This is a genomic window from Carnobacterium sp., assembly GCF_040274425.1.
The window spans coordinates 43,981-58,249 of record NZ_JBEMBC010000006.1 but is presented as its reverse complement, the minus strand read 5'-3'; the positions used below and the strand labels follow the sequence as shown (position 1 = coordinate 58,249).

The 14,269-nt window shown below is 35.8% G+C and carries 10 protein-coding genes; all 10 read left to right on the top strand.

Going from position 1 to position 14,269, the window contains the following annotated elements:
- Window positions 1-126 precede the first annotated feature (126 nt).
- Window positions 127-2,175, top strand: a complete 2,049-nt coding sequence (gene recG / locus ABS911_RS02380) for an ATP-dependent DNA helicase RecG (RefSeq protein ID WP_350466119.1) — start codon at window positions 127-129, stop codon at window positions 2,173-2,175.
- Window positions 2,176-2,256: 81 nt separating this feature from the next.
- Window positions 2,257-3,267 carry a phosphate acyltransferase PlsX gene (gene plsX, locus ABS911_RS02375; protein ID WP_350466118.1) on the top strand — a complete coding sequence of 337 codons (1,011 nt, stop codon included), beginning with the start codon at window positions 2,257-2,259 and terminating at the stop codon, window positions 3,265-3,267.
- Window positions 3,268-3,394: 127 nt separating this feature from the next.
- Window positions 3,395-3,637: an acyl carrier protein gene (locus ABS911_RS02370; protein ID WP_035022551.1), complete on the top strand. Its 243-nt coding sequence runs from the start codon at window positions 3,395-3,397 to the stop codon at window positions 3,635-3,637.
- Between the two features lie 186 nt (window positions 3,638-3,823).
- Window positions 3,824-4,519, top strand: coding sequence for a ribonuclease III (gene rnc / locus ABS911_RS02365; protein WP_350450176.1), 696 nt, complete (start codon window positions 3,824-3,826; stop codon window positions 4,517-4,519).
- A 24-nt stretch (window positions 4,520-4,543) separates the two neighbouring features.
- Complete coding sequence (smc, locus tag ABS911_RS02360) at window positions 4,544-8,116, top strand: chromosome segregation protein SMC (RefSeq protein WP_350466117.1); 3,573 nt, start codon at window positions 4,544-4,546, stop codon at window positions 8,114-8,116.
- An 82-nt stretch (window positions 8,117-8,198) separates the two neighbouring features.
- Window positions 8,199-9,008: a sugar-phosphatase gene (gene yidA, locus ABS911_RS02355; protein ID WP_350466116.1), complete on the top strand. Its 810-nt coding sequence runs from the start codon at window positions 8,199-8,201 to the stop codon at window positions 9,006-9,008.
- 32 nt (window positions 9,009-9,040) lie between these two features.
- Complete coding sequence (ftsY, locus tag ABS911_RS02350; protein WP_350466115.1) at window positions 9,041-10,039, top strand: signal recognition particle-docking protein FtsY; 999 nt, start codon at window positions 9,041-9,043, stop codon at window positions 10,037-10,039.
- 172 nt (window positions 10,040-10,211) lie between these two features.
- Window positions 10,212-12,101 (top strand): PTS transporter subunit EIIC, encoded by a 1,890-nt coding sequence (locus tag ABS911_RS02345; RefSeq protein WP_350466114.1) that lies wholly within the window; start codon window positions 10,212-10,214, stop codon window positions 12,099-12,101.
- A gap of 261 nt (window positions 12,102-12,362) precedes the next feature.
- Window positions 12,363-12,707: a putative DNA-binding protein gene (locus ABS911_RS02340; protein ID WP_089974827.1), complete on the top strand. Its 345-nt coding sequence runs from the start codon at window positions 12,363-12,365 to the stop codon at window positions 12,705-12,707.
- A 17-nt stretch (window positions 12,708-12,724) separates the two neighbouring features.
- Window positions 12,725-14,152, top strand: a complete 1,428-nt coding sequence (ffh, locus tag ABS911_RS02335; protein ID WP_350466113.1) for a signal recognition particle protein — start codon at window positions 12,725-12,727, stop codon at window positions 14,150-14,152.
- Window positions 14,153-14,269 lie beyond the last annotated feature (117 nt).

The following is a 14,269-nucleotide window of genomic DNA, read 5'->3' as shown; positions in this document are numbered from 1 at the left end:
GTTATTCCTAGCCTATTTTTGTCTTTTTTAGTCAGTTTAAAGACAATAAATAAAGTAGTTATTACACTAAAGGGAGGTAAGTGACAGGTTAAAAAAGCTGAAGCTGTTTAATCTGTTTAAAAATTTATGGCTAAATCAATTTATGATTCTGTTTCGGTCCTCCCTTACGTTGGTGAAAAGCGTTTAGAGGCTTTGCATCAATTAGGTATTCATACCATTTCTGATTTGCTTTCTCATTATCCGATTCGTTATGAGGATATTCAAGAAAAAGATTTATTAGAGATAGAAGATCAGGAAAAAGTAACGTTAAAAGGAAATGTGGTTTCAGAAGCAGTAGTCAGTCGTTTTGGACCCAAAAAGAACCGTTTGTCTTTTCGTTTAATCATTGAGCATGCAGTAATAACGGTGACTTTTTTTAATCAAGCCTACTTAAAAAGTAAAATCGTTACTGGAGAAGAAATTGCTGTATTTGGAAAATGGGATGCAAAGAGGAAAAGTTTGACTGGGATGAAAATTTTAGGTACAAAATCAGGTTCTGAGCAAGGAGATTTTGAGTCAGTTTACAGTGCAAATAAACACATTAAACAAAGCACGATACTACAATTGATCACAGAAGCTTTTGAACTGTATCAAGAGCATATTCCAGAGGTTATTCCTACAGAATTAAGAACGAAATACCGCTTGATCTCTCATCATGATGCTGTTTATGCGATGCATTTTCCAGCTTCAGAAGAACAAAAAAAGCAAGCCAGAAGAGAAGTTGTTTTTGAAGAATTCTTATTGTACCAAATGCGCATGCAGATCGTGCGAAAAAAACAAAAAGCTATGGGCAAAGGAAATACACTAAATTACAATGTAAATGATTTGAGAAATTTTATTGAGACATTGCCTTTTGAATTAACAACAGCACAAAAAAGAGTAGTGAATGAAATCTGCAGTGATTTAAGGCAACCGATTCATATGCATCGCTTACTTCAAGGAGATGTTGGGAGCGGAAAAACAATCGTAGCTGCGATTGCTTTATACGCTGCCACGAACGTTGGCGTTCAATCGGCCTTGATGGTTCCTACAGGAATTCTTGCTGAACAGCATATGGAAAGTTTAACGGAATTATTCAACCCACTTGAAGTGAGAATTGCATTACTGACAGGTTCAACAAAAACAAAAGAGCGGCGCATCATATTAGAACAATTAGCTAGTGGTGAATTAGACGTTCTTATAGGTACACATGCATTGATCCAGCAAGATGTTTATTTCTCTCGTTTAGGTTTAGTCATTACCGATGAACAACATCGTTTTGGGGTGAATCAACGGAAATTATTAAGAGATAAGGGGAAAGATGCGGATGTTTTATTTATGACAGCTACCCCCATACCTCGGACCTTAGCAATTACGGCATATGGTGAAATGGATGTCTCTATTATTGATGAAATGCCTGCTGGAAGAATCCCAATTCAAACCACGTGGATCAAACCGAAAAATTTTGAAAAAACGCTAGAGTTTATTGAAATTCAGTTAAAAAAAGGGTCACAAGCCTATGTGATCTGTCCGTTGATTGAAGAATCGGAAAGCGTCGATGTTAAAAATGCAACTGATATTTATGAAAAATTAACAGCTTATTATGGCGATCGTTTTCAAGTGGGTTTGTTGCATGGGAAAATGAAATCAGCCGATAAAGAAAGCATTATGGAAAATTTTAAAGAAAAAAAACTACAAGTTCTTGTTTCCACAACAGTAATCGAAGTAGGTGTAAATGTACCGAATGCAACAACTATGATTATTTACGATGCAGATCGCTTTGGATTGTCTCAATTACATCAGTTAAGAGGTCGGGTAGGTCGAGGAGATAAAGAATCGTATTGTATTCTTGTCGCAAATCCTAAAACTGAAAATGGGATGGAACGTATGAAAATCATGACGGAAACAACGGATGGTTTTTTGCTAAGTGAAAAAGATTTAGAACTTAGAGGTCCTGGAGATTTGTTTGGCAATAAACAATCTGGGATACCTGATTTTAAAATCGGGGATATAGTGGGAGATTTTGGAGCTTTGGAAGCAGCTAGACAAGAAGCAGTTCAATTGATCAATCAAAAAGACTTTCTAACAAATGAACTTTATCAACCGATTAGAGAAGCTGTTGGATTTAATGAATTAGAAGGATTAGATTTTAATTGAGGTTCAATCATGATTAGTGGTAATATCTATTAGGAACGTAAAGTTTAGAAATGTTGGAAGTTAACTAGGGAGGCAAATGATTTGAAAATTGCAGTAGATGCTATGGGCGGAGATAACGCTCCAAAAGCAATTGTAGAAGGTGTCATGATGGCAGCTAAAGAATACAATGATATTGAGTTTCTTTTATATGGAAAAGAAGAGTCAATAAGAAAATACTTAACGGATGAAACGAATATCACCATTATTCATACAGATGAAAAAATTGCGAGTGATGACGACCCTGTTCGCGCAGTTCGTCGTAAAAAAAATGCTTCAATGGTTTTAGCGGCGCAAGCTGTAAAAGACAAGGAAGCAGATGCTTTATTTTCTGCAGGAAATACAGGCGCATTATTGACTGCTGGATTATTGATTATTGGAAGAATTAAAGGAATCGATCGACCAGGATTGTTAGTTTCATTACCTGTAATTGGAACAGAAAATGGAACATTTAATTTAATGGATGTTGGTGCAAATGCAGACACTAAACCAGAAAACATTCACCAATATGCGATACTGGGAAGCTATTACGCTCAATTCGTTCGAGGAATCAAAAATCCAAAAGTTGGCTTATTGAATAACGGAACAGAAGAAAACAAAGGAAATGATGTAACAAAAAGAGCTTACCAACTGTTAGCAAACAATACAGATATTAACTTCATCGGAAATGTTGAAGCACGTGAATTGTTAGGCGGGGCAGCGGATGTAGTCGTTACAGATGGTTTTACTGGAAATGCTGTATTAAAAACAATTGAAGGTACGGCTATGTCTATGATGAAACTTATTAAAAATGCTGTGTATGAAAATGGCACAAAAGCTAAATTAGGCGGATTGTTATTAAAAGATAGTTTTTCTAATATGAAAGATGTTATGGATTACTCAAAACATGGCGGAGCTGTGTTATTCGGAGTTAAAGCTCCTGTTGTCAAGACTCACGGATCAACTGAAAAAGAAGCTGTGTACCATACAATCAAGCAAATTCACGAAATGTTGGAATCGCATGTTATTGATGACTTGGTTCACTATTTTGAAGCAAAAGAAACACAAGCTGAATAAGTTTTTCTGAACAAATAAAAAAGGCACATTAAAAAATAGTTGGACAATGTTTGTGAATATCGTTAAAATGTATAAAGTAATGGTAATTTATCCTTAATTACAAAGTCGAATACGGAGGTGTAACAAATTGTCTACTAATGAAACTTTCGAAAAAATAAAAAAAATCATTGTTGAAAGATTTGGCATTGATGAAGAAAAAGTAACTAAAGAACTTACTTTTAAAGATGATTTAGGTGCTGATTCTCTTGATGTTGTAGAATTAGTTATGGAATTAGAGGATGTCTTCGGAACAGAAATATCTGATGAAGATGCTGAACAAATCGCTACAGTTGGAAATGCAGTAACTTATATCGATCAACATAAAAATTAATATGGTTCTCTAGAGTCGCTTAACTTATTTTGAGTTTAGCGACTCTTTCTTTTGAAGTAAACCAGATGAAGGGAGTCTTCACTCTTGTTGCACGTTAGAGGATAAAGCTAGAAATGGTTTATTTTTATGACTAAACACAGTATAATGAAAGAGCATGGAGAAATTTTTATAGAAAGGAAGAATACAATGGATGACGCATTTTTAACACAATTAAAGACTAAATTTGATTTGGTTTTTCATGACCTATCATATTTAGAAGAAGCATTTACCCATTCATCATATGTGAATGAGCACAGGAATCTTGAATTAAAGGATAATGAAAGAATTGAATTTTTAGGAGATGCGGTATTAGAATTAACCGTATCAAGATTTTTATACGAATTATATCCTAACTTGCCTGAAGGGAAATTAACACGATTGAGAGCGACTATTGTTTGTGAAGCTAGTTTGAGTCAATTCGCAAAAGAATACGAATTCGATCAATTTATCCGTTTAGGTAGAGGCGAAGAACGTATGAATGGACGAAAACGTCCAGCATTACTTTGCGATTTATTTGAGTCCTTTATTGGAGCATTATATTTAGATCAAGGAATAGATAGCGTATTATCTTTTCTTGAACAAACAATTTTTCCAAAAATCAAGTCCGGTGCTTTCTCACATGTGATGGATCATAAAACTAATTTACAAGAGTTTTTACAACAAAAAGGTGAAATTGGAATCGACTATCAATTAGTTGATGAAATTGGGCCAGCACATCAAAAGGCCTTTGTGGTAGAAGTACTCGCTGAAGGGCAAGTACTTGGACAAGGACAAGGGAAAACTAAAAAAGCAGCTGAACAAGTGGCTGCAGAAAATGCATTACTTGCTTTGCAAGAAAAATAGTACAGGAGAAAGGAGCCAGTAGTTGTGCAATTAAAAAGAATAGACATCGCTGGTTTCAAATCATTTGCGGATAAAACAACAATTGAATTTCATGATGGTGTGACAGCTGTAGTAGGTCCCAACGGAAGTGGGAAAAGTAATATAACAGAAGCCATCCGTTGGGTTTTAGGTGAACAATCAGCAAAGAACCTACGTGGCGGAAGAATGAACGATGTTATTTTTTCAGGATCTGATACAAGAAAACCAGTCAATTTAGCTGAAGTTACGCTGATATTAGAAAATGAAGATCACTTTTTACCGTTAGAATTTAGCGAAATAAGCATCACGAGACGATTGCATCGAAACGGTGAGAGTGAATTCTATTTGAATAAACAAGCTTGTCGGTTAAAAGATATTGTTGATCTTTTTATGGATTCGGGATTGGGAAAAGAATCTTTTTCGATTATTTCTCAAGGGAAAGTTGAAAGTATTTTCAACAGTAAGCCAGAAGAAAGAAGAGCAATTTTTGAAGAAGCAGCCGGTGTACTAAAATACAAAACACGTAAGAAAAAAGCCGAACAAAAATTAACTGAAACCGAAGAAAATCTAAATCGTGTCCAAGATATTGTCTATGAACTGGAAGGGCAAGTTGAACCTTTGAGAGAACAAAGCAGTATAGCGAAAGACTTTTTATTTTATAAGGAACAATTGACTGAAATGGACATTGCTTTGACGGTTGTTGAAATTGAACGTTTGAAAGTAAAATGGGATGAAAGCAAACATGAGATGAGTTCTTTTGAGAAACAATTAGTTGAAAAGCAAATAAGCTTATCGGATTGTGAAACGCAATTGAAACACAAACGGAAACAAAAAGCTGAATTGACTGATGAAATTGAAAAAACTCAGCAAAATTTGGTTGAAACCATTCAATTATTTGAACAGACTGATGGTCAAAAGAATGTTTTATCTGAACGCAATAAGTACACCACTGAAAATCTGCAGCAACTTGAAGCCACTAAAGAGCAAGCAAATCAGAGAGTGGTTCAATTAGAGCAACAATTAAAAGGGATCGATGAAAACCTTGCTGAGAAAACGGAACAAGAACGACAATTAAAGTCAGAACTTCTAGCTGTTGAAAAAGAAGCCTTGTCTCTTTCTGGAAATTCAAAAGAGACGATTGAGAGTTTGCGAGATGAATATGTTGATTTGATGCAAAAACAAACCAGTTTGCGCAATGAGCAAACCTATCTTGAAAGAAGCTCTTATCAAATGGCACAAAAGAACTTAAAGTCAACCGCATCGGTTAAGGAACTTGAACAAACGATTGGAAAAATTACGGAAGACTTCACACGTATTGCTGAAGAATTAACGAATACACAACAAGAGATTGCTCAGAAATTGTTATTTTATCAAGAGAAACAAGCGAGTATTCAAACTAAAAGACAAGAATTAGAAGCGAACGAGACGCGTATGTATGACGCTTTAAAAGTTGTGCAGCAGGCAAAAGCAAAAAAAGAAAGTTTGAAAGAATTAAATGAAGATTATGCTGGTTTTTATCAAGGGGTAAAAGAAGTTCTGAAGCGCAAAAAAGACATCGGTGGGATCATCGGAGCTGTTGCTGAATTGATTGAAGTACCCAAACAAGCTGAGTTAGCTATTGATATTGCACTCGGTGCAGCTAGCCAAAATATCATTGTTCAAGATGAGCAAAGCGGACGTAAAGGTATCCAGTACTTAAAACAAAAACGCATTGGTCGAGCAACATTTTTACCTTTAACCACAATAAAAGCTCGTCATCTGCCAACATCTGTAGAAAATAAAGCTAGCAGTTGCGATGGTTTCTTAGGGATTGCGAGTAAATTGATTGCCTATCCTGAAGCTGTTGCAACGATCATACAAAATTTATTGGGAACAACCATTGTTGCCAGAGATTTGTCTTCTGCTAATACCATTGCACGTGAAATCCAATTTAAGTACCGTGTAGTGACTCTTGAAGGCGATGTGATGAATGCCGGGGGCTCAATGACTGGTGGAGCGAGCAAGTCTGGCAATCAGGGGAGTTTATTTGCTCGGAAAAATGAATTAACAAATTTAACTAAGCAAATCGCTCAAATGGAAACAACTTTGACGGAAAAAGAAATAGAAGTTCGCACAATGAAACAAGTAATAAAAAAAGAAGAGACAAACTTAAATGAATTACGTGAACTTGGAGAAAAACAACGCTTGAAAGAACAAGAACTAAAAAATCAAGCGGAAACATTAGAAGAAAAACAAATCCGGTTAACAAGAGAGTTAAAGGCTGTCCAATATGAATACAAAGAAGCAAAAGAAGAAGTAGAGTCCTATGAGTTGAAAAAAACGGAGTTAACGGAATCTATTCAAACGGTCAAAAAAGAAATGGAGCACATTAATCATCAGATTTTACTGGCTTCTTCTCAAAATGAAGAGCGTGAAAAAAATCATACATTGGTTAATGAGAAACAACAACAACTACGAACTAAATTAGCTGCTTTAAAAGAGCAATTGCTTAGTTTGAAAAAAGAACAAAAAGCGGTCTCTAGTCAACTAGATGATCAACAGAAAGACATTACGACCATCACTAGCCGAATGGAACAAATGACGCATTTTGACGGTACGCATCAGATGACTAAAAAAGAATTAAGCGATCAGCTAGCGCAATTATCAGCCACAAAGCAAACGCTAGAAAATCAATTATTAAAAATAAAAAATGAAAAAGTACGTATTGAAGATCAATTGAATGACATCGAACAATTAACGACACTAACAAATAATCAAAAACATTATCTGTTAGAAGAAAAAGCAAGAGCTGAAGTTTCAATGAATCGTACAGATGTGGCGATTGAAAATCGCTTGACTTATTTAAATGAAGAGTACAGTATGACTTTTGAAGCGGCTAAAGAAAGCCATTTGCTTGAGGTTTCTATAGAAGATGCGACACGTAAAGTGAAATTGCTGAAACAAAGTATTGAAGAGCTGGGTGCTGTTAACATTGGTGCTATCGAAGAATTTGAACGTGTGAATGAGCGGTATTCTTTCCTTGTGGATCAACGTGAAGATTTGATAGAAGCAAAAGTTAGTTTGTATACCACGATGAATGAAATGGATGAAGAAGTAAAGATTCGCTTTTCTGAAGTGTTTGAAGATATTCGACTGAAATTTTCTGAAGTTTTCCCACAGATGTTTGGCGGAGGATCAGCTGAATTACGGTTAACAGATCCTAAAAACTTGTTAACGACCGGTATTGAGATCATCGCTCAACCTCCTGGGAAAAAACTACAGCAGTTAAGTCTCTTATCTGGAGGGGAACGAGCATTTACAGCAATTGCTCTAATGTTTGCTATTATACAAGTCCGGCCAGTACCCTTCTGTATTTTAGATGAAGTTGAAGCCGCACTAGATGAAGCTAACGTCATCCGATTTGGTCGATATTTAAAGCGATTTGATGGAGATACTCAATTTATTGTCATTACTCACCGTAAAGGAACAATGGAAGAAGCGAATGTTCTTTATGGGATAACCATGCAAGAATCTGGTGTTTCTAAAGTTGTATCTGTTCGTTTAGAAGAATTAACAGAAGCACATGTAGGAATAACCTAGAAACGATAGCGGAGGAAAGGTCGATTAGTGTCGATCTTTTTTTCCCTTTTAAAGTAGTTATTAAAGAGATTGGAGTCAAAGCATGATTAAACTAGTTGCAATTGATTTGGATGGAACATTATTAAATGGAAAACATGGTATATCAGATGAAAATAAAGAAGCAATCAAACAAGCAAAAGAACAAGGCGTAAAAGTAGTCCTTTGTACCGGCCGACCTTTGTTAGGAATGATCGCCTATTTAGAAGAGTTAAATTTAAGAGAAGCTGGAGATTATGGCATTACTTACAATGGTGGACTAGTACAACGTACAGATACTGGCGAAGTATTATCTAAGACAACATTAACAAAAGCCGAAACAGAAGAAATTTTTGAACTAAGCAAACAGATCAATGTTCCTTGTAACTTCATTGATTTAGAAAAAATTTATGAGCCTCCATACCCTAAAGGAAGAGACTCGCTATATCCAACAGTCATGTCAGCATTGCCATATGTTCCAATAGCAATGGAAGAAGTACCAGAAGATATTGCCATCAATAAAACAGTGTTTTGTTACGCTCAAACTGATTTAGATGAAGCCATCAAAAACATCCCAGTTCATTTTTATGAAAAATATACGATAATGAAATCTCGTCCAATATTATTAGAGCTAATGCCTAAGGGTGTAGATAAAGGTAGTGGAATAGCTGTTTTAGCCGATTTACTAGGTTTTGAAGCATCAGAGGTAATGGCATTAGGGGATGAAGCTAACGATGCAGCAATGATTGAATATGCAGGTATGGGAGTAGCCATGGGAAATGCTACGGATGACATTAAATCCATGGCTCAATATATTACTAAAACAAATGAAGATCATGGCGTGGCACATGCCATTCAAAAATTTGTGCTCAATTAAACATTAACATTGCCAAGAAAAGAGGGTGTAAAATGGGATTATTCGACAAAATCAAAAAAGCTTTTACAGGTGAAGAGAAAGTTGAAACCACAGAAGTAACCGAAAAGTATGAAAAAGGTCTTGAGAAAACGAGGAAAACATTTTCTCAACGCATGAATGAATTGTTTGCTAATTTTAGAACAGTCGATGAAGACTTCTTTGATGAACTTGAGGAAGTTTTAATTGGGGCAGATGTTGGTTTTGAAGCGACAATGGAAATCACAGATGCCTTACGCCAAGAAGTAAAATTGAAAAATGCAAAAGCATCAAATGAAGTTCAACAAGTTATTATTGAAAAAATGGTTGAAATTTATGAAAAAGGGAATACTGAAAAACCGGAAGTTCTTATCAATCCTGATGGTTTAACGGTGATTCTGATGGTTGGCGTAAACGGTGTAGGGAAAACCACAACAATTGGCAAGATGGCGCATCTTTACCAACAAGAAGGAAAAAAAGTACTCTTAGCAGCTGGAGATACTTTCAGAGCCGGTGCGATAGAACAATTGCATGTTTGGGGTGAGCGTGTTGGCGTAGAAGTAATCAGTGGTAAAGCTGGCGGAGATCCAGCAGCTGTAGTATTTGATGCGATTAAAGAAGCTAAACAGCAACAAGCTGATATTTTATTCGTAGATACAGCTGGACGTTTACAAAATAAAGTAAACCTTATGAATGAGTTAGAAAAAATGAAACGTATTATAGAACGTGAAATACCAGGTGGTCCACATGAGGTATTGCTTGTATTAGATGCCACAACTGGACAAAATGCGATGAACCAAGCTAAACAATTTAAACAAACGACCAATGTAACTGGAATCGTATTAACTAAATTGGATGGTACAGCAAAAGGTGGAATTGTTTTAGCTATTCGTAAAGAGTTGGATATTCCTGTGAAATTTGTTGGGTTAGGTGAAAGTATGGATGACTTGCAACTATTTGATCCAAATGAATACATTTATGGATTATTCAGCGAATTAATTCAAAATTCGATTTAATAAAATTCTTATAGAGTAGCCTTTTAAGTAAAATTAAAAGGCTACTCTTTTTTTCTCGAACGTGTGTGCGTTTACATTTTGAAACTGGTTCACCAATGTGATAACATTGCAAAGTATGCTGTTATTTTACATTCATACAAGCACTTATTTTAGATTTTAAGGAGGAAAAAAAGTGAAAGATAAAATTTTTGAAGGGCTGCAAAAAATGGGTAAAACCTTTATGCTGCCTATTGCATTGCTTCCAGTAGCAGGTTTGCTATTAGGAATAGGGTCATCTTTTACTGGAGATTCATTTGTAAGTCTATATGACTTAGAGTGGTTACTAGGGGAAGGTACTGTTTTATACGGTGTTTTAACAGTACTAAAAGATTGTGGCACGATCGTGTTTGATAATTTACCACTGCTCTTTGCAGTTGGGGTTGCTTTAGGAATGGCTAAAGCTGCCAAAGAAGTTGCGGCTTTATCAGCTGTTGTAGCGTACTTTATGATGTATGCATCTTTAACAAGTACTATTACAAACTTTGGAAATATAGAAAAGTTGCAACAAACGCCAGGATTAATTGCTTCGGTACTTAGTTTTGATGCAACAATGAATACAGGTGTATTTGGCGGAATCATTATGGGATTAATCGTTGCTGCCTTGCACAATCGCTTCTATAAAATCGAATTACCAGATGCTTTATCGTTCTTTTCTGGAACGCGTTTCATACCAATCGTATCAGCATTTGCAGCTGTAATCGTAGGGATGATTCTTGCATTTGTCTGGCCATATGCTGGTGCAGGGATTGCATGGTTAGGTTCAGTTGTAGCTGAACTTGGGTACATTGGAACTTTCTTGTATGGTTTTATTTATCGTGCATTGATTCCATTAGGTCTACATCACGTGTTTTATCTTCCTTTCTGGCAGACAGCACTTGGAGGAACAGCTGAAATTAACGGAACAATTGTTGAGGGAGCTCAAAACATCGTCTTCTCACAATTAGCTAATGGACAAGTTGTTGATCCTGAAGCAGCAAAATTCTTCTCTGGGTTATTCCCGTTCATGATTTTCGGATTCCCAGCCGCAGCTTTTGCAATGTACCAAACGGCTAAACCAGAACGTAAAAAAGACGTTAAGGGACTGATGATGTCTTCTTCACTAACGTCAATTTTTACAGGAATCACAGAACCGCTTGAATTTTCATTCTTATTTGCTTCGCCGTTCTTATACTTCGGAGTCCATTGTGTATTAGCTGCATTCTCGTTTGTAATTATGCACTTCTTGAATGTTGGAGTAGGGCTGACTTTCTCAGGTGGCTTACTTGACTTTGTATTGTATGGTATCTTACCAGGACAAGGAATAACCAACTGGATACCAGTTGTCTTAGTAGGAATTGTTTATGCACTTGTTTACTATTTCGTTTTCCGTTTCTTTATTACAAAATTCGACTTGAAAACACCAGGTCGTGAAGATGAAGTAGCTGAATCAAAAATGTATACAAAAGCAGATTACCAAGCTAAAAAAGCTGGCGGAACTACATCTAATGAACCCGTTCAAGATGAAATGTCACATGATATTATAGAAGGACTGGGTGGAAAAGAAAATTTAGTCGATGTTGACAATTGTGCAACACGCTTAAGAGTAACGATCAAAGATGGACAATTGGTTGATCAAGCTATGTTGAAATCAACTGGAGCAGCTGGAGTCGTTGTCAAAGGAAATAGTGCCCAAGTTATTTATGGACCAAAAGTTTCAAATATTAAATCAAATATAGATGAATATTTAGCTAGCTCAACAAATACAGCAACTGCATCTTCTGTTAAAAATTCTAACCCTGCTGATGAAATGTCTGCAAATATTATTGAAGGACTTGGTGGAGAAGAAAATCTAATCGACGTTGACAATTGTGCTACTCGTTTACGAGTTACAGTTAAAGATGGTCAATTAGTTGATCAAGCTAAGTTAAAATCAACTGGAGCAGCTGGAGTTGTTGTCAAAGGAACTAGCGCTCAAGTCATTTATGGACCTAAAGTAGTAAATATTAAATCAAATATTGAAGAATACCGTAATGGCAAGCTATAATTTGTTTCTTAAGTAATTAAACTAGTGAAGAACTCCTTTAACGGGCAAAGATTGTCCTGCCGTTAAGGGGGTTCTTTTTGTAAGTTATCCGATAACCTTATAACTCAGTAATTAGAAATAGTGAAAACGACTAAATGGATTAAAGAAATGTTTGTAAAAACAAGACAAACTATTGATTATTTAGGCAAAAACAGGTACGCTATTAAGGTGTGTAAACGTGTTTTCCTTGACAGTTGTTAAGCAAAGAAAGAAGGGTTACGATTGGAAATTGAAAAAACAAATCAAATGAACGCCTTGTTCGATTTCTATGGCTCTTTATTGACCGACAAACAAAAAAGTTATATGCAATTATATTATGCAGATGATTTTTCTCTGGGTGAAATTGCAGAAGAATTTGAAGTTAGTCGTCAAGCAATTTACGATAACATCAGGCGAACTGAAAATAGCTTAATCGAGTATGAAAAAAAGCTACACTTATTGGAAGATTTCAATACAACAAAGGCCGTCATAGAGGATATGTCAAGTTACATTAAAAGTCACTATCCAAAAGATGAGGTATTAGAACAGTTTATTGAGTTATTAAAAAAAGACAGAGATGAGAAATAAAGGAATGGTGAAGTAGAATGGCATTTGAAGGTTTAACTGAACGTCTCCAAAATGCGATGACGAAAATGCGTCGCAAAGGGAAAGTATCAGAAGCTGATGTAAAAGAAATGATGAGAGAAGTACGTTTAGCCTTATTAGAAGCTGACGTTAACTTTAAAGTTGTAAAAGATTTTGTTAAAACGGTGAGTGCTCGTGCAGTAGGTTCTGAAGTATTGGACAGCCTTTCTCCTGGACAACAAGTAATTAAAATTGTTAATGAAGAATTGACCGAGTTGATGGGTGGAGAACAAGCCACGATTCAAACGGCACCTAAAGCACCTACAGTTGTCATGATGGTTGGTTTGCAAGGGGCAGGTAAAACGACTACAGCTGGTAAATTAGCTAGCTATTTGCGTAAAAATCAAAACAAACGGCCTCTATTGGTTGCTGCCGATATTTATCGTCCAGCAGCAATTCAACAATTAGAAACCATTGGTAAGCAGTTGGATGTTCCTGTTTTCTCTATGGGAGATCAAGTCAGTCCTGTTGAAATTGCAAGACAAGGGATCGAAAAAGCAAAAGCAGAACACTTAGATTTCGTGTTGATCGATACTGCTGGTCGTTTGCAAATTGATGAAACATTGATGCAAGAGTTAAGCGATATTAAAGAAACGACACAGCCAACAGAAATTTTCTTAGTTGTTGATGCAATGACTGGACAAGAAGCTGCAAATGTTGCTTCATCATTTAATGAGCAATTAGATATCACCGGTGTCATCTTAACGAAATTAGATGGAGACACTCGTGGAGGAGCAGCCCTTTCTATCCGTGCTGTTACTGGTAAACCTATCAAATTTACAGGTTCTGGTGAAAAATTAGATGCTTTAGAACCATTCTATCCAGAGCGTATGGCCAACCGTATTTTAGGTATGGGAGATATGTTAACGCTGATTGAAAAAGCTCAAGAAGATTTTGACGAAAAGAAATCAGAAGAAATGATGACAAAATTACGTGAAAATAGTTTTGACTTCAATGATTTCATTGAACAAATGGATCAAGTCAGCAATATGGGGCCGATGGAAGATATTTTAAAAATGATTCCAGGTATGAGCAATGTTCCTGGATTAGATAAACTTCAAATCGATCCAAAAGATACTGCCCGAATGAAAGCTATTGTTTTATCTATGACACCGCAAGAAAGAGAAAATCCTGATCTTTTATCTCAAAGCCGACGTCGTAGAATTGCTCGAGGATCAGCTCGTCCAATAGCTGAAGTAAATCGATTGATCAAGCAATTTAATGAATCGAAAAAAATGATGAGTCAAATGTCTAAAGGAAATATGAACGGTATGGAAAATTTATTTGGACAAGGTGCAAAAGGCAAACTTGGAAAAATGGCTATGAATTCTATGGTTCGTAAGAATAAGAAAAAAATGAAGAAAAAGAATAAAAAAAGTCGCAAATAATATCTTGAAATAGCAAATAACTACTTTATAAAAAAAAAACAAGCTGTAAAGAAAAAACACTTTACAAGCTATAAATAAACTGGTAAACTACTTATTGTGAGATAGTTAATGGAGGTG

Bases quoted from the DNA above. Each gene is read 5' to 3' on its own strand.
- rnc (WP_350450176.1), top strand. From the start codon at position 3,824: ATGGATGACGCATTTTTAACACAATTAAAGACTAAATTTGATTTGGTT.
- ffh (WP_350466113.1), top strand. From the start codon at position 12,725: ATGGCATTTGAAGGTTTAACTGAACGTCTCCAAAATGCGATGACGAAA.
- yidA (WP_350466116.1), top strand. From the start codon at position 8,199: ATGATTAAACTAGTTGCAATTGATTTGGATGGAACATTATTAAATGGA.
- recG (WP_350466119.1), top strand. From the start codon at position 127: ATGGCTAAATCAATTTATGATTCTGTTTCGGTCCTCCCTTACGTTGGT.
- ftsY (WP_350466115.1), top strand. From the start codon at position 9,041: ATGGGATTATTCGACAAAATCAAAAAAGCTTTTACAGGTGAAGAGAAA.